The sequence below is a fragment of the Parasedimentitalea denitrificans genome (genome assembly GCF_011813015.1).
Taxonomy (GTDB): Bacteria; Pseudomonadota; Alphaproteobacteria; order Rhodobacterales; family Rhodobacteraceae; genus Parasedimentitalea; species Parasedimentitalea denitrificans.
The window spans coordinates 152,098-169,250 of record NZ_QHLQ01000002.1; the positions used below are offsets into that span (position 1 = coordinate 152,098).

General features: G+C 53.7%; 14 protein-coding genes and 1 tRNA gene. 5 read left to right on the forward strand and 10 right to left on the reverse strand.

The annotated features are described in order from the left end of the window. Genes DL239_RS03320 through DL239_RS03335 form a run of 4 tightly spaced genes read left to right on the forward strand, consistent with a single transcriptional unit; the run spans nucleotide 1 to nucleotide 3,835 of the window. Nucleotides 1-1,467 carry a M81 family metallopeptidase gene (locus DL239_RS03320; protein ID WP_167682282.1) on the forward strand — a complete coding sequence of 489 codons (1,467 nt, stop codon included), beginning with the start codon at nucleotides 1-3 and terminating at the stop codon, nucleotides 1,465-1,467. Beyond that, nucleotides 1,464-2,519, forward strand: a complete 1,056-nt coding sequence (locus DL239_RS03325) for a D-TA family PLP-dependent enzyme (RefSeq protein ID WP_167682284.1) — start codon at nucleotides 1,464-1,466, stop codon at nucleotides 2,517-2,519. The genes DL239_RS03320 and DL239_RS03325 overlap by 4 nt, the downstream gene beginning before the upstream one ends. Nucleotides 2,520-2,525: 6 nt before the next feature. Next, on the forward strand, nucleotides 2,526-3,440 hold the full coding sequence (locus DL239_RS03330; RefSeq protein WP_167682286.1) for a sugar kinase: 915 nt from the start codon (nucleotides 2,526-2,528) through the stop codon (nucleotides 3,438-3,440). Next, nucleotides 3,437-3,835 carry a RidA family protein gene (locus DL239_RS03335; protein WP_167682288.1) on the forward strand — a complete coding sequence of 133 codons (399 nt, stop codon included), beginning with the start codon at nucleotides 3,437-3,439 and terminating at the stop codon, nucleotides 3,833-3,835. The genes DL239_RS03330 and DL239_RS03335 overlap by 4 nt, the downstream gene beginning before the upstream one ends. Before the next feature lie 345 nt (nucleotides 3,836-4,180). Here DL239_RS03335 and DL239_RS03340 read toward each other — a convergent pair whose 3' ends face one another. The 7 genes from DL239_RS03340 to DL239_RS03370 form a co-directional block, all read right to left on the reverse strand. After that, nucleotides 4,181-6,058 carry a beta-N-acetylhexosaminidase gene (locus DL239_RS03340; RefSeq protein WP_167682290.1) on the reverse strand — a complete coding sequence of 626 codons (1,878 nt, stop codon included), beginning with the start codon at nucleotides 6,056-6,058 and terminating at the stop codon, nucleotides 4,181-4,183. Between the two features lie 33 nt (nucleotides 6,059-6,091). Further along, nucleotides 6,092-6,547: a GNAT family N-acetyltransferase gene (locus tag DL239_RS03345; RefSeq protein WP_167682292.1), complete on the reverse strand. Its 456-nt coding sequence runs from the start codon at nucleotides 6,545-6,547 to the stop codon at nucleotides 6,092-6,094. Nucleotides 6,548-6,562: 15 nt separating this feature from the next. Next, on the reverse strand, nucleotides 6,563-7,492 hold the full coding sequence (locus DL239_RS03350; protein ID WP_206188326.1) for an ABC transporter ATP-binding protein: 930 nt from the start codon (nucleotides 7,490-7,492) through the stop codon (nucleotides 6,563-6,565). Then, on the reverse strand, nucleotides 7,482-8,306 hold the full coding sequence (locus DL239_RS03355) for an ABC transporter ATP-binding protein (RefSeq protein WP_167682294.1): 825 nt from the start codon (nucleotides 8,304-8,306) through the stop codon (nucleotides 7,482-7,484). Before DL239_RS03355 ends, DL239_RS03350 begins: the two co-directional genes overlap by 11 nt. Beyond that, a complete protein-coding gene (locus DL239_RS03360; protein ID WP_167682296.1) occupies nucleotides 8,303-9,211 on the reverse strand; it encodes an ABC transporter permease in 909 nt (302 codons plus the stop codon). The genes DL239_RS03355 and DL239_RS03360 overlap by 4 nt, the downstream gene beginning before the upstream one ends. After that, nucleotides 9,211-10,188: an ABC transporter permease gene (locus tag DL239_RS03365; RefSeq protein ID WP_167682298.1), complete on the reverse strand. Its 978-nt coding sequence runs from the start codon at nucleotides 10,186-10,188 to the stop codon at nucleotides 9,211-9,213. The genes DL239_RS03360 and DL239_RS03365 overlap by 1 nt, the downstream gene beginning before the upstream one ends. 81 nt (nucleotides 10,189-10,269) lie before the next feature. Next, nucleotides 10,270-11,925 carry an ABC transporter substrate-binding protein gene (locus DL239_RS03370; protein ID WP_167682300.1) on the reverse strand — a complete coding sequence of 552 codons (1,656 nt, stop codon included), beginning with the start codon at nucleotides 11,923-11,925 and terminating at the stop codon, nucleotides 10,270-10,272. Between the two features lie 379 nt (nucleotides 11,926-12,304). Here DL239_RS03370 and DL239_RS03375 point away from each other — a divergent pair, with 379 nt between their 5' ends. Then, entirely contained in the window at nucleotides 12,305-15,556 is a 3,252-nt protein-coding gene (locus tag DL239_RS03375) for a hybrid sensor histidine kinase/response regulator (RefSeq protein ID WP_167682302.1), read from the forward strand. Nucleotides 15,557-15,741: 185 nt separating this feature from the next. Here DL239_RS03375 and DL239_RS03380 read toward each other — a convergent pair. The 3 genes from DL239_RS03380 to DL239_RS03390 form a co-directional block, all read right to left on the reverse strand. Then, nucleotides 15,742-15,827, reverse strand: a tRNA-Leu gene (locus tag DL239_RS03380). A gap of 92 nt (nucleotides 15,828-15,919) precedes the next feature. Continuing rightward, nucleotides 15,920-16,522, reverse strand: coding sequence for a tetratricopeptide repeat protein (locus tag DL239_RS03385; RefSeq protein WP_167682304.1), 603 nt, complete (start codon nucleotides 16,520-16,522; stop codon nucleotides 15,920-15,922). Between the two features lie 67 nt (nucleotides 16,523-16,589). Further along, nucleotides 16,590-17,066, reverse strand: a complete 477-nt coding sequence (locus tag DL239_RS03390) for an Lrp/AsnC family transcriptional regulator (RefSeq protein ID WP_167682306.1) — start codon at nucleotides 17,064-17,066, stop codon at nucleotides 16,590-16,592. Between the last annotated feature and the right edge of the window lie 87 nt (nucleotides 17,067-17,153).

Genomic DNA, 17,153 nt, shown 5'->3' on the forward strand with positions numbered 1-17,153 from the left:
ATGCGGGTCTTCTGCGCCTCGGTTGCGACCGAAACCAATACGTTCTCGCCTTTGCGCACCGATTTCTCAGATTTCTCACAAAGCTTTTACGCCGCACCGGGCCAGCATCCGGAAACACCAACCCTGTGCAGCGCGGTCTTTCCTGCCTTGCGCAAACGCGTCCAAGCCGGAGAGATCGAGCTCATCGAAGGCACCGCGACCTGGGCTGAGCCTGGTGGTCTGGTCAACGCCAGAACCTGGGCCCGGTTACACGACGAAGTGCTTGATCAACTGCGCTCGGCTTTGCCTGTTGATGCAGTGGTGTTGGGACTTCACGGTGCCATGATTGCCGATGGCTGCGTTGATTGTGAAGGGATGCTGATCGAAGCCGTGCGCAAGATTGTCGGGCCCGACACCTGCATCGGCGTAACATTTGACCCGCACAGCCATCTTAGCGCCCGCCGTGTCGACAACGCGGATATCATCACCGTATTCAAAGAATTTCCCCATACAGATTTTGTTGAAACTGGAGAGGCCTGCGTTGACTTGACCCTACGCGCAGCACGCGGGGAAATATCTCCGGTTTTGTCCGTGTTCGACGTGCACATGATTGATGTGCTTCCCACCAGCCGTGCGCCGATGCGCGGTTTCGTGGACAAAATGCTGGCCTTCGAGGCATCCGGCCAAGCACTGTCGATATCCACTATTCACGGCTTCATGGCAGGTGACTCACCCGACTTGGGAGCGAAGATCATTGTAATCTCGGACGCCGATAAATCCGCAGGTGACGCGTTGGCACGCGATTTGGGCATGGAGCTGTTTTCATTTCGCGGAACCACCAAGCCGGAATTCCTTAGCGTTGAGGAGGCATTGGAACAGGCCCGCAACGCCAAAGACGGACCGGTGGTGATTGCCGATGTCTGGGACAACCCCGGCGGTGGAGTGGCTGGAGATTCCACCATCCTGCTGCGGGCTGCACTGGACATGAACATGACGTCGATGGCGCTAGGCACCATCTGGGATCCGATGGCGGTGCGATTGTGTCATGCCGCCGGAGAAGGGGCAGAACTCGCATTGCGGTTTGGCGGCAAAACCTCGGCCTTTGCAGGCGCACCGATTGATGCAACGGTTACCGTGGTCAAAGTTGCCAAGGATGCAGTGCAAAGCTTTGGCACCTCGATCGTGCCACTGGGTGACTGTGCCGTCATTCGCATCGACGGTATCGAGGTGGTGTTGAACTCGAACCGAGCCCAAGCTTTTTCCCCGGATCTGTTCACCAATCTCGGCATCGACATCAGCGACCGCAAAGTGCTGGTTGTCAAATCGACCAATCATTTCCACGGGGCGTTTGCCTCTGTCGCAGCCGAAATTCTCTATGCTGCGGTCAATGGCCCCTACCCCAACGACCCAACCCAAACCCAATACACCCGGCTGACCCGGCACCTTTGGCCAATTGTTCCAGCCCCATTTGAATTGGAGACCACATGATATTCTCCGAAATCGACACCCCTGCCGTTCTGGTCGATCTGGATATCGCCGAGGCAAATATTGATCGGTTCCAGGCCCATTGCGATGCCCATGACCTGAAACTGCGCCCACATATCAAAACGCACAAACTGCCGATGATCGCCAAACGGCAGATCCAGGCCGGAGCCATTGGCATCACCTGCCAAAAAATCAGCGAGGCCGAGGCGATGATCTCTGAAGGCGGCATCGACGACGTTTTGATCACCTTTAATATCCTTGGTGATCAGAAACTTCGCCGGTTGCGAGCGCTCGCCGAGAAAGTGCGGCTGAGCGTTGTGGCTGATAATATTGAAACCGTTGCAGGACTCGCCAGAACATTTGCGGATGCAAAGGAACCGCTGTCTGTATTGGTTGAATGTGACACCGGCAGCGCGCGCTGTGGGGTGATGACACCCGAGGCCGCCAAGAACCTTGCCCTGCAAATTGAAACACAAGAAGGGCTGAATTTTGGTGGACTGATGACCTATCCACCGGTTGGTCAGGAAGAAACTGTGCAGGCCTGGCTGACCGAAGCCAAAAACATGATCAAGGCCAGCGGACTGGATGTGCCAGTAATTTCAAACGGTGGCTCTCCGGGTATGTGGCAGTCCCAAGATGTTCCAGTAGCCACCGAGTATCGCATAGGTACCTATGTCTATAACGATCGTTCACTTCAAGAGCGCGGCGTATGTAGCTGGGACGATTGTGCGCTGTCGGTACTGGTCACAGTCATCTCTGTCCCTGCAGACAATCGCGCCGTGGTTGACGCCGGCAGCAAGGTTTTGACATCGGATTTGCTTGGCCTGGACGGTCACGGTCACGTATTAGGCCGCCCCGACATCAAGGTTGCAGGCCTGTCCGAGGAACACGGAGTACTGACCGCAGATGCGATTAACCTAAAAGTTGGCGACCGCCTGCGAATTGTTCCGAACCATGTTTGCGTTGTCAGCAATATGCTAGACGAGGTCCAACTCATCCGGGGGGAACAAGGTCTTGGGCCCTGCCACGTGCCCGCACGCGGCAAGGTTTGGTGATAAGCAATGAGTGATCTACTCTGTCTTGGGGAACCTTTGTACGAGCTGAATTCTCTGCCTGATGGCACCTTTAAACCCGGCTTTGGCGGCGACGTTTCAAACGTTGCCATTGCTGCGGCTCGGCAAGACGCCAGTGTTGGGCTGATATCGCGGGTTGGTGATGATCCCTTTGGCGCCCAGCTTTGCGGACTTTGGCAACAAGAAGGTGTTGGGACAGACAATGTTGCGGTTATGCCGGAACAGGAAACCGGTCTCTACTTTGTCTTTCATGACGACGATGGGCATCATTTTGTGTATCGGCGCAAAGGATCCGCTGCCAGCCGGATAACTGCAGATGATGTTCCTGAAACTGCGATTTCTCAGACGCAGATGTTGTACTCATCGGGCATCGGGCTTGGTGTCAGCACCTCGCTGCGCGCGGCAACGTTTCATGCGGTCGCGATTGCAAAGCAAAACGGTGTACCCGTTGCCTTTGATCCCAACCTGCGCACCGTGCTTTGGTCATTGGAGCAGGCCCGCACCGTAACCCATGACCTTATGGGCCAATGTGACATTGCCTTGCCCGGTTTGGATGATGCACGACAGTTGACTGGGCTGCACAGCCCACAGGACATTATCGCCTTTTATCACGGTTTGGGCGCGCGCATCGTTGCGCTGACACTGGGGGCCGACGGGGTGGCCGTATCAAGTAACGGTAGGATCCTCACGATCCCCGGAACCCCAGTTGATGCCAAAGATGCAACCGGTGCAGGCGATTGTTTCAATGGCATTTTCCTGGCCAACTACTTGCGGGATAGCGACATAGCTATGGCCGCCGAAACCGCCAATCGAGGGGCTGCACTTTCTACCATGGGTTATGGCGCAGTTGATCCCATCCCCTTCAAATCCACACTCGATAAATCAAAGGACTATCAGAAATGACCAGCAAGAAAATTGAACGATTGGGCGATGATCGCACCGGCGCAGGCGGGCAGGCATTGCCATTTGCACCCGCAGTACGGGCAGGTGATTTTGTCTTTATTTCAGGTCAGGTCGCAATGAAGGAGAACGGCGAAATCGAGGCAGGCGGCATCGAAAGCCAGACCCGCAAAACGATGGAGAACCTGATCGCAGCCCTGGCGCTTGCGGACTGCACGCTAGAGGACATCGCCAAAGTTGGTGTCTGGCTGGATGATCCTCGCGACTTTTGGACCTTCAACAGGGTGTATGCCAGCTATTTTCCCAACGGCGGACCAGCCAGATCCACCGTGCGATCACAGATCATGGTCGATGCCAAGGTCGAGATCGATGCGACAGTCTATAAGCCGCTGGATTAACCGGTAGTCGGTTAGGAGTAGCGGAAACTTATAGCAAGAGCTTGAGAGTTTTCGCTACTTTTCAGGCGGTGGGTGGTCAGAATAAACTGACCACCCAAGCAATCTTTAAATCAAATCAGAAAAACAATGAATCACACTGCGCTAGAGCCGGTGGCGTGAATGGTTGTTTTGTGGGCATGCACTATGCCCCACTCCATACTTCACCAACTGAGCCAAATTTGAACAACAGACCGGTGTTAAATGTTCTAGACCGTCGTAACCACCACTTCCTCCAAGCGATGGGCCGCCCTCCAGTTCAGATTGCGAAAAGAAGGCGGCACCAATGGTGATAGGATGAGTTGATGCCTATAGCCGTGGCATCAGCACCGAAAAGGTTTCAAACCGCCCAAAATCCTTACCCTTAGCTTCTGTCCAACCCGCCTCAGCAATTGCACTAAGACGTGGGAACACCATGTAGTTGACCCGTTCCATCGTGGTCAGATGCTCTGACCAGACACAACCTTGGACGCCTTTCAAGTGTTTGGCCAAAGCGGGGGACTCGTTCTGTGCCTCGAACGCATAGGTCTGAGAGACCAGCGTCACGCCTGCCCAGCTGGCTCCGGGTTCACACCAGTCCGATGATTGCGCCATGTCCAAGTAGTAAGCCTGCCCAGGAGTGGAGATCACGTCGTATCCCTTCTCGGCCAACTCAGCTGTTTTCTCGACCGTGGTCCAAGCAAACAGCAGGCAGTTCTCGGTCTTCACACCGCCGCCATGGGCCATTTCTTCCCAGCCACCAATCGACTTACCACGCGAAGCGAGAAACTGTTGCAAATGACGCAGGAAATGGGCCTGAAGCTCAAACGTCCCCTTTAGCTTGGTCTCTTTCATCATTGCTTCGGCTTTCGGTGATTTCATCCAGGCGTCATCTGCCACTTCGTCGCCGCCGACATGAACCACCTCAAAAGGGAACAGATCGCAGACTTCACCCAGCACTTGTTCCGCAAAAGTATAAGACAGGTCCATCGCCGGGTTTAAAGCGTTGTTGCCAAAGCCTTGGACCGAGTGATAACTCTCTAACTCTTCTTCTTGGTCCAGTAGTTCGGGGTATGCCCCAACGACGCAGGCGCAGTGCCCGGGCAGATCAATTTCGGGCATCACTTCGATGCCCAGTTCCCCAGCTTGTTCAATAACCCGGCGCGCCTCGTCCTGCGTATAAAACCCACGCTGCCCTTCGGCATCTCCGCCAAGTTGAGGTAGGATCGCCTCCATCATACCAGTGGCCGAGGCCTGCTCAGCCAATTTTGGATAGGCCTTGATCTCTAACCGCCACCCTTCATCATCGGTCAGATGCCAATGGAACCGGTTCATCTTGTGCCAGGCCATAATGTCGACATAACGCAGTACTTTACCCAGTTTGTAGAACTGACGCGAGACGTCCAGATGTGCACCGCGCCAACTATGGCGTGGCGCATCACTGATCACGCCCTCTCTGGGCATGGCGTAGGTTTTGGGATCCAGTCGCGCATGGGTCAGCATTTGCGCCAGACTGATCAAAGCATAGAATAACCCCTGCCCTGCTCCATGCGAAATTTCAATCTCGCCCTTTGCAAACCGGATCTCATAGCTGTCACGAGGCAGGTCACTAGATTTGGCGCTAACCTCTATTGTGCCCAGAGGAGCTGCCAGAACAAATGGGACAGGCACCAATGGATGCAGCCGTCGCGTCAACGCGCTGACTTTAGAAGCTTCTCGTTGCAAGTTCAGATCACCCTGAACCAATAGGTGTGACGGGGTGTGCGCGTGATAGCCGTCTACCAGAATAGTTTGCGGTTGCGGCAGCACCCCGCATCGCAAGTCACTATCCTCTGATGCCTCATTTGGCTTAGGGCTAGAGGCCTGCAAATCAGCGACAAATGTCTTTGCCCGTTCGCCAGACGGCAGCAGGATCGCAGCTGATTTCGGCCCTTCATTGGAATGCAGTGCCGCGCGGGTCAGGCTGTGTTCGGTTACATGCCACTGCGCACCTGGCGCCAGCGTCAAAGTCTCATCCGCAGCGTATTCGTGGTAATTGGCCTGACGACGCACAAAATGACCACCTTCAGCTTTGGAGGGCGGCAATGTGCGGGTGATTGAGCCGTAATACAGGCTGGGAGCGGCAACCGCCGTGTCGCTGAGATTGGTTACCACCATCTCCATCGCGCCGCTGTCATGCCATAGGGTGTCAAAATGAAACGCGTGCATGCGTGTAATCCTCATTGAATTTGAAAGCTGAATTCAGGCTATAGAATTGCCAAAGAATCCCGGCTCTGAGCCCGGGATGACAATGGCGCCACAGGCTGCCTTGTAGAAATCAACAGGACCAGCCTGTCCTATTACCGCATATGCAAACCCGGCGTGACGAAGCTGGTTAAGGGTATGCATCAACAGGTGTTTGCCGATGCCCCGGCCTCGTTCATTTGGGGCAACGCCTGTCGGACCAAAGAAACCGCGTGCAGTAACATCGTAACAGGCAAATCCCAGGCATCGCCCCCCCTCTTCGGCAATCAACACCTTAGCGGGCTGCGCAGACAGGGCGACGGTGACTTCACTGACCCACTTGGCAAAGAAGTGCTCACGTACAAAATCCAGCAAAGCATGGCTTTCATATGGGCGCGCAGGTCTGATGCTGACCCCATCCGGCAACGCGGTCAATTGTGGCAGCGTGTAGAGAGGCACAAGTAAATCGGGCATTGGAGATATCCTGTCCTAATGCTGCGCAATGAGATGTCCGGGGGCCTGCTCGACCATTCCGGAGACCAGTCGAGCACTCGCTTCGCGCACTTCTTTGGCTCGTTTGGAAAACCCGTTGTCATCCGCCAACAACCTTTGTCGCGGATCCGGCACTGCCGAGCGCAGCAATTGCGTGTAGCTGTGCTTAGGTGCTCCGACGACATCTCGGGTTGGTCCTTGTTCGACCACCTGCCCTTGAAACATCACAGCCGTGTCTTCAGCTAGATACTCAGCCGTGGCAATGTCATGGGTGATGTACAGCAGGGATAGGCCACGTTCAGTTTTTAGCCGCTCCATCAAGGCCAATACAGATCTGCGAATTGACACATCCAGCATCGACGTCGGCTCATCCGCCACGATCAAGCGGGCATTTACAGCCAGCGCGCGGGCGAAATTCACCCTTTGACGTTGGCCGCCTGACAGCTCGTGTGGGTATTTGTCCGGAGTGGTATTCGGGTCCAACTCCACCTCGTCCAAAATCTTGCGCACGGCCGCCTCATCTGAGCGGTCCGGTTGATGTAGACGCAGGGCCCGTTGCAAATGATGCCGAATAGTATGGGCCGGATTGAGAGAGGAGAACGGATCCTGAAAGACCATCTGTACCGCTTGGCGGTACTTGCTCTGAGACGCACGATCCGTGAATTCTGCAATATCAGATCCTTCAAACAGGATCCGGCCGCTCGTGGCGGCATGGTGCTGCACAATCATCCGACCCACTGTGGATTTTCCCGACCCGCTTTCACCAACCAGCGCCAATGCCCTGCCCGGTCGCAGTGACAAGTTTACATTGCGCAACGCCTTGACTGTCTTCGCTGGCCCGAACACAGGTTTGATGTGAAACGTCTTATTGATCTGTTCAAGTCGAAGAATATCTGGGGTCACCAAATCATCATTTTCAACCGGCATGAGCATCGCTCTCCTCTACCTGTTCTAACACCGGCATCGCGGACCACAATGCCTGCGTATACTCGTGCTGAGGGTTAGTTACGATTTGCTCGGCACTGCCGATTTCAATGATCTCGCCACCTTTCATGATGCCAATGCGATCCGAAATCTGTGCCATCAGCGCCAGATCATGGGTGATGAACAGGACTGAAAAACCCAACTCTTCGCGTAATCGCAACACCTCTTGCAGAATTTCCCGCTGAACCACGACATCCAATGCAGTGGTGGGTTCGTCCATGACAATCAGTTTGGGCCGCAGAGTCAGCGCCAAAGCCAGAGCCACACGCTGCCGCATGCCGCCCGAGAGTTGATGTGGGTAGGCGTGCATACGTTCCGCCGGAATTCCAACCATTTTCAGCATTTCAGCAGTCCGGGTAATAATGTCCTCACGACTGATTTTTCCGTGGGCTTTCAGCATGTCGCTGAACTGCCCCAAAATGGACATCACCGGATTCAGCGAGTTCATCGCACTTTGGAACACCATCGACACTTCGGACCAACGCCAGGCCCGCAATCGTTCGGCATCAAAGGCCAATACACTGCGACCTTCAAACCGGATATCGCCAGAACGGATCAACGCCGGTGGCTTGTGCAACCGCATTAAGGAGTAGGCGATAGTGGATTTCCCACAACCAGATTCCCCGGCCAGTCCCAGCACCTCGTTTCGATGAATGTCAAAAGACACATCACGTACTGCTGCAAAGGGGTCGCCAGCTGTCAGGTATTCCACCCTCAGATCTTTGACCTGCATTAAAGGCGTATTGCTCTCGCTCATTGGTTCGCCTCCTGCATACGCTGCCGGTTCAGTCGTCGCTCCAATTTCAGTGCCTTGGCCACCTGTCCCAGTGAACGCATCCGTGGGTTCGCAATCTCATCCACACCAAAGTTCATCAGCGACAGACCAACGCCAATGAAAACAATTGCACCGCAGGGGGCCAAGATTTCCCACCATGCCCCTACAATAATCGCCGATGCGTTTTGGGCGTTGTACAGCATCGCCCCCCAGCTCAGCGTCAGCGGGCTACCAAGCCCCAGAAACTCTAGCGTCGCTTGGGTGATAATAGTGAAAATCACCGATCCGATGAAGTTGAAGCCGATAATCGACAGCAGGTTGGGCAACATTTCCACAAGGATCATCCGCCAAGCTGGTTCGCCAATCATTTCCGAGGCCTGAATATAGTCACGAGTTTTCAGCGATAAGGCTTGCGCCCGTGTCACGCGTGCACCCCAAGCCCACGAGGTAACGCCAATAATCAGCGCAATCGCAAGCGGGCTCACTTGCCCAAGGAACGCAGCTAGAACTAGCAACAGTGGCAATTGCGGCAAGACCAGCACCACATTGGTCATGAAGTTCAAAACATCGTCCACTTTCCCACCAAAATATGCAGCCGTAATGCCAATGGTGGTACCAATTGCGGTGACAATAAAGCCTGCAAGCAGGCCAACCATCAGTGAATTTCGCGTGCCATAGATCAACTGACTAAACACATCGCGCCCCATGCGGGTCGTGCCCAGCCAATGATCGGCGGACGGTGCTTGATGTGGGCGGCCAACGCGACCTAATGGATCATATTGGGCAATCAAAGGTGCTGCGATGGCTATAACCACATAGACCAGAACAATGGACAGGCCGATTGCGGCTTTGCGGTTGCGCAGAAATGTTTTGAGCAGGCTTTTCATCACGCCCTCTTTAGTCGGGGATCAAGGAAAACATAGGCAAGATCAACAGCAAAGTTCGCGATCAACATGGCCAGCGTCATGATCAAAAGTTGGCCCTGGATCAGCGGGAAATCACGTCCCACAATGCCAAGATACAGCAGGTTGCCAACGCCGGGATAGTTGAACACCACCTCGGTCACCAGAGAGCCACCAAACAGCGCGCCAAAGCTCAAGGCCAAGGAGGTCACCGAAGGCAACAGTGCATTCCGGGCGGCATATGTGTATCGCACACGGGCGTCAGACAGGCCTTTGGCCTCTCCCATATAGATATAGTCTTCACCCAACTGCCCGATCATATTGTTGCGCATGGTGACAAGGTAGCCACCAACCAACACCATCGACAGCGTCAGCACTGGCAGGAAACCATGGTAGGCAACTGACGCAATAAATTCGAAGCTCCAGGCCGGATCGAGTTTTGGATCAAAGGCATAAGATGTTGGGAAGACTTTGTTGCTGACGCCTAGGAAATATAGCCCACACAGCGCAACAACAACTGAGGGAATGGATTGTAATGCTAGCGCTGTGGGCGACGCGATCACATCAATCATCGTGCCCCGGCGCCAAGCCGCCAGAATACCCAGCAACGTGCCAACAGAAAACGACACCAACAGGGCAGCGCCTGTCAGAAACAGGGTCCAGGGCAACGCCTGCATCAACATATCGGTTACAGGGACCGGGAAGAATTTCACCGAAACGCCAAAGTCCCAAGTAAAGATGCTTTTCAGGTAGGAAAAATACTGTTCATGCAAAGGAGCATCAACAAACCCAAAGGTCGCCATCAGCGCTTCGCGCGCGGCTGGTCCCATTGCTACATTGGCGTTAGCAAGCATGATGTCAGCGGGGTTGCCTGGCAACATCCGTGGAATGACAAAGTTGAAGGTCGCAGCGACCAGAAAAGCGACCAAATAAAAGGCCAGCCGTTTCAGCAGGAAGTTCATGGAAAAACACCGTGGGTTCGTCGTGTCATATAAGACATGGAAACGGGGCGACCCTTTGGCCGCCCCATACCAACAAGAGCGTTACTCAGCCGGGCGCAGCGACAGCAGATGCAGCACACGCGCCGGGTTGGTCTTGTGAACGGCAGGGCTTGCAACCGGATTGTCGGCGTTAAAGAAGCCGGTGAACCGTTTGGTGTTGTACTGATACCAGATCGGGTTGTTAAACACCGGTAGGATCGGCATTTCTTCACCTAGGATCTGCTGCACTTCACCCATGATCATCTGCTGTTTTTTGGTGTCGACGGTCTGAGTAAATGCATCCAGTTTTTCGCTGAGCGCTGCATTGTAGTACCGTGCGGCACCAAAGCGAGTTTTGCCTTGGTTACGCTCGTGCAGACCACGTTCGAACTGGTTGTAAGGTGTCGCACCAACTGAAATCGCGTTGATGGCAACATCATAGTCCGCATTGATCAGCTTATCCGTCCAAACAGCGGCTTCGGGTGTTGCAACATTGGCTTTGATCCCGGCGGCATTCATACCTTCAACCGCAATCTGTACCGAGTTCACCCAGTCGGTCCAACCGTTTGGAACGATGATATCAATGCTGATCGCTTCACCTTGGGGCGTTTCAATAAAGCCGTCACCATCGATGTCTTTAAATCCGGCCTCTGCTAGCTGGGCCTTAGCCGCATCTACATTGTACTCGGTGTAGCCACCAAATTTGTCCTCAGTCGCTTCGTCGTTCCAAGCATGAAATGACGCGCCCAGGCCCGATGGGTACTGGTTGATGGTCGGGTAGCCATAACCCGCAATTTCAACCATAGCTTCACGATCGAAAGCCATCGAAACAGCGCGGCGGAAGTCTACGTTATTAAACGCTTCTTTGTTACCTGCAACTTTGCTCTCAAGGTTCAGGTAGAACGCCACCAATGACCCACCTGGCAGCCAGTATTTGTGGTTCTCTGGATCTTTTGAAACATAAGTGTTTTCGATGTCTGGCAGGAACGAGCCCATCCAGTCCAGCTCGCCACTTGCAGCCGCGGCCAGCGCCTGGTCGTTATTTGCGATTTGAGGCATGCGCAAACAGTCAACTTTCAGGCTGTCGGCGTCCCAGTAATTGTCATTACGACACTGAACATATTCTTGTGCCGAGAAACGCTCAATCGAGGTCAACGCACCAGTTCCAACCGGATTTGGGTTAGTGAATGTGACCGGATCATCAACACTAGACCAAATGTGTTCAGCCACGATTGGCACGCGAACAATCTGGAACATTGCCTGGTTTGACGCGGTATTCAGATGGAAGCGTACGTTCTGAGCGTCAATTTTCTCAACGCTGGCCAGCATTTTGGCCATACCCTGATTGTCAATCGCGGGGTTCTCCATAACCATCGCAAAGGTGGCTAGGACATCATCCGCATCAAAAGCTTCGCCATCAGACCATTCCACACCGTCGCGAAGCGTCACGTCGATCGATGTCAGATCATCGGAGTACTTAAAGTCGCTGGCCAGGCGGAACACCGGGTTTCCGCCATCCATGCGGTTAAAGATGATCAGCGGCTCATACATGAAATGTTCTACTGTCGGCAGCACTGTCGTCTGGTTGAATGGATTATAGTTTTCAACCCATACGGTGACCTGCTCGGGCAAAGCGGTCACAACAGATTTTTCGGCCAACACAGGGGTGGCCATCAGGCTGGCCGACGTCATCAACCCAGCAACTACGGTCTTTTTCATTGTTTCCTCCCAATCGCATCCGGTTCATCCGGCTTAAGCGAAAAATAGCTATCCTCAATCCGAACGAACCCCGGATGAGAACTGAGCTTAGTCAAGCCCTCTTGGTTGCATCTGGACACCAGAAATATCGTAAGTTTCGTCAAAATCGAATTTCAAGACCGGTAGAAATGATAATTTTCAGTCGGTTACGGGTCATTAGATAATTCGTTCAATTCCAAGTTGCGATGCGCTGCCCCTTGTCAGCAAAGAGGTTAACCGACAAAATCTACGAAACGACGCGGCTATCCCATTCGGAGAACATCAGGTGTTAAGCGGAATCCGAGCCCGATTGCTCGTCACATTTTTGTTGGCCTCAGTCCTTCCCCTGACCTTAGGGGGAATGGTGTTTTATGCCTTGGTGAACCAGACCATCACATCCGAGACATTTCAAAAGGTCGGATTTGCCCGCAACGCGAAAAGTGGCGAAATCAGCCAGTACCTGACTCATGCCCGCAAGCAGGCCGAAGATTTGGCAAAGTCGTCAAATGTCCGCTACTCGGTTGGACAGTTTTATGGCTTCAGCTATGCAATTCGACAGCTGGCAGAAACCCCACGCGAAGGCGGCGCATTGTTACGTGATATATTTGGGGTCAGTCATTCCAACCCAGAATCTCTGGGGGTTGGGACTAATGACCGATTGCTACGCGAGGCTTTGGAATACGCCAATATCTACCGTCGGTTCCACGCCGGTTTTCTTAGTTTTCTCCAAGATAGTCCCTTTGACAATCTCTACCTTGTTGATCGCTATGGGCAGATTGTCTACGCCGCAAATGCGGATGCCTATCTTGGCCGCCATCTAGAAGGCGCCGCTGCGGGAATAGAAAGCGCCCATGCGGCGCTCCGTGATCAAGACGGGCCCACTCCAATAGTTCAGGATTTTGCCCCGGATGCGGTAACTGGTAAATTTTCTGCATATCTGGCGGTGCCAGTTGTTTTGCATTCACACACACGCGGAGCCTTGATCCTTCGGATGCCACCAACCGGCATTCAATCCCTGTTGGAAGGCAGTGAAACCCCTTTGACTGTGTTATCTGCCCAAGGCGCTATCATTGCAGCGTCGGATCCCACCACCGCCACATCGATTGGAAAAACTGCGCCCTTGCCTGTTGAGATGGCAACACCTTCCTCAGTGGCAATATTAGACACCGGGTTGTCGGGCAGTCCTGCCCTCACGGCCTGGGGGCGACTAAGCCCCCCCAACCCGCCTTGGTTGGTCGTAGCCGAAGCCTCCAGCGATCAAGCATTTTTCAATTCCCGCCGACTGGGAATCGCACTGCTAGTTATCGGCGCGGGCACCATAGTTGTTTTGGCAACCTTGGTATTTTTGTTCTCCAAATCGCTAACCCGGCCAATCCAACGGCTAGCAGAAGCAGCCAGCGCAGTGGCCGAGGGCAGCCTGAATGAAAACCTGCCCGAATACGACCATCCGGTGGAGTACGCCCGCCTGTCCCGCGCCGTCAGCGGTATGCGCAAAGGGCTACGTGATCAGCTCGATCAAATTCGCGACAAGAACGACACCCTCCAAGGAAACCTGCGCCAGATTGAAGAGAAAAACGTAAAACTGGAAGAGGCAGACCGGATGAAGGACCGGTTTTTGGCAAATACCAGTCACGAATTACGCACTCCATTGAACGGTATCATCGGAATATTAGAAACATTGGAAACCGGCGTTATGGGGGATATGCATCCCGCACAAAAAAGCCAGCTGCGCCTGATTACGTCTTCGGCCCGTCGCCTGTCCCGTCTGGTTGACGATCTGTTGGATATCTACCGTATCCGTGAAGGACGTATGAGTTTGGACCTGCAACCATTGAACGTGGGCCATGCCCTAAGCAATGTGGTGCAACTGGTTCAACCTTTGATGCCCAAGGGGCGCAACACTGACAAAGTTGAGGTTCATCTGGACTTGCCAGCCAACCTGCCCGCAGTGTTGGCTGACCCCGTTCGATATGAACAAATCTTGTTCAATTTAATGTCCAACGCGGCCAAATATGGTGGTGGCGGTGATATCGACATTTCCGCCAGAGTTGAAAATGGCACTCTTATCGTGGCCGTAGAAGATCAAGGCCCCGGAATTAACCCGGACAGCATGGACCGGATTTTTCACCCATTGGAACAACTTACCCCCGGCAGTCACGGCCAACAGCAGGGCACCGGTCTAGGCCTGACCATTGCCCGAAATTTGGCCGTCATGATGGATGGGTCGATTGAAGTCACCAGTGAACTGGGAAAAGGATCTACCTTTGAAATCCACCTTCCTGCGTCTGATCTGCCTGCACCTACGGCACCCGAAGGTTTTCCATCTCTTGAGCTGCCCGAAGATCCAGTTGTCCCGCTGCGCGCGGTTGATGACGCCATAGAAAGTGACGGCGACGCACCAGTCGTGCTTTGTGTGGATGATGAACCAATTAACCTTCAGGTTTTGCAGAACGTTCTACACCCTCAAGGCTACCGCGTGATCAAAGCTTCTAGCGGCTCGGCAGCCCTGCGCAGTGTTGCTACGGCACAACCCGACCTGATTGTTCTGGATGTGATGATGCCTGGCATGAATGGCCTTGATGTGGCTCGCAATTTGCGCCGTCGCTATGGCCTACATGATCTGCCGATCATTCTGCTAACTGCGCGCGGGCGGTCCAGTGATATGATTGCCGGCTTTGATGCCGGCGCCAATGATTACGTGGTAAAGCCCTTTGTCAAAGATGAATTGCTCAGCCGCATTCGAACCTTACTACAAGCCTCACGCGCGCATCGCAGCAGTGAGGAAAATCTGGAACTGCGCGAAGAGATAGAACGCCGCATTCAGATCGAAGACGCATTGCGGCTGTCGCAACGTAGGATGACCCAACTTCTTAACACGCTGGAAGAAGGACTGATCTGCGTGAATGCCCGGGACGTCATCACTTATGCCAATGGGTGCGCCGTACATATTCTGGATCACCCCGTGCGGTCCAACCAGACCACGTTGTCTGAAATTCTACCTCAGGATCTACACCGCCAAATTTCTGCGATTGATGCCGATGATGATCCCCAACAGCTAAAGCTCACCTTGGGCGGCACCGACTACACCACCAGCGTTTTTGCCATGATGCCCGAGGCGGGCGGTGGCAAAGCCATCCTGCTTAGCCCAGCCAGTAACGAACATGGCGAGGCATTTGTTCAGTCCCTGCGTGACGTCGTAGACACTTCGCTCCCTTCACTCATTGCCCCCGAAGGCCCCGGCGCACAGCCGACCCACATCCAAGACCCCTACCGGGACACCATTGTTGACCTGATGACCCGCTCGCTTGACCTATGGTCGGACCTGACTGGGAAGGGCAAAATTGAATTCGCCGAAACCTCCGGCATCTGGCGGGTCAATCTGGACAAAACATCTTTACAAACACGAACTTTGGACAAGTACCTGTTGGCAGACACCCTGCCCAATAATCCCCGATGGCGTGATGTGGTAAAGACAGTGAACTTCATCCAGACCATCTCGGAGAGTGAACCCCTGACAGAAGACCAAAAGGCCCGGTTGGCGCAACTGTCCACTCAGTTGGAATTATTTCGTGAAATGGGCGTTCAACGTGGATTGCCTGACTTTAGCTCCTGATCAATGGGTAAAAGAAAGATCCCGCTACGTGTCATGATCAGCAAACAAGACGGCCTCGCGCTACTGTAGGTTTCCGACTTCGATAGGCGCATTGAAGGACCTGCAGCCTAGCGAGAGACAATCTGTAGGGCGACCGCTCAGCGGCTTCTAAAAAAGAAGAAAAACAATTTCTTATAAGTAAGATTTGGTGCGGGCGGTGGGACTCGAACCCACACGGGCATACGCCCAACAGATTTTAAGTCTGGCATGTCTACCATTCCATCACGCCCGCATGTGAAACACCAAAGCATCTCACCCGCATAGGTCTATCCTTGCAGGCCGCTGGGGACAATCAGTTTTGTGGGAAATGACAGGGGTTTTTGCCTATAGATCAAAATCGCCTGATGGAGGGGGTGCCAAAGGCCCTCCTGGGGCGGCCAAGCCGCGTTCAGGTAGCCAGGGGTTCAATTCCAATGCATCCATTAACGCCGAACGTGCCTCTTCGATGTGCGATAGCCCGAATAGCGACAGGGCTCGACCGCTCATGGCGGCCACATGGCGGGGCGACAATTCCAGTGCGCGATCCAGATCAGTTAAGGCCGCATCAAAATCTTGTCGCAGGAAATGCACAAAAGCTCGTTGATTATAGCCTTCGGCATAAGTCGGGCAATACTCCGTGAGAGTATCAAAATCTTCGATTGCCCCAGTGAGATTCAAGTCTGATCGCCGTGACATTCCGCGGTTCAGAACAGCCTGCGCCTGTTCGTTCGGGGCATCGGCCCAAAAGGTCCATAGTTGATTGAAGATCTGTAACGCGGTTGCTTCATCTTCGGCCTGTTGAACCTGTTCAATCAACGCTTCAATCGAGTCTGAATGGTCAGGGGGCTGAGGGCAATCGTCTGCATGAGCCAAATGCGCTGGAAAAACCAAGGCAGCGCAGAGCGTCAACGTACGGGAGTAATCAGACCAGTAAACCAAATCAAACATAGGGATTAAATTGAAGCCTAATTGGTGATAATCAAGTCAACTTTTCGCGCAGTGCTGTTTCGTAATTTTATTCTTGGGCCCGTGCGCCGTCCTCTTTGACCGCCTGCATGGCAACATATGTCGAGGTCGAGGCAACATGCGGAAGCGTTGAAATCTTTTCTGCCAAAACAGAACGGTAGGCCACCATTGAAGAGGTTCGTATTTTTAACAGATAGTCAAAACTCGATGCGATCATATGCGCTTGCTCAATCTCGGGCACTTTGGTGACGGCGGCATTAAATGCCGTCAGAGCAATTTCTCTGGTGTTACTTAGCTTCACTTCGACAAATGCAACATGATCCAACCCCAAACGGATTGGGTCTACCAAAGCGCGGTACCCGGTGATGATCCCTTCGGCCTCTAGCCGTTTCAGCCGGGTCTGAGTGGGAGATTTGGACAGGCCAATCCGCCGCGCTAAATCAGCAATAGAGATCCGTCCCTCGCCGCCCAAAACCGTCAGAATCTTCTGATCGAACTGGTCCAGTCCCGCCAAGTCCATTTGCATCATATATCCCCCAGTTTTCAGTCCGACTGACCAAGTATTTCAGAAATTCAGGCGAATGTCCCGTAGAATAGCCAGTATTCTTACCAA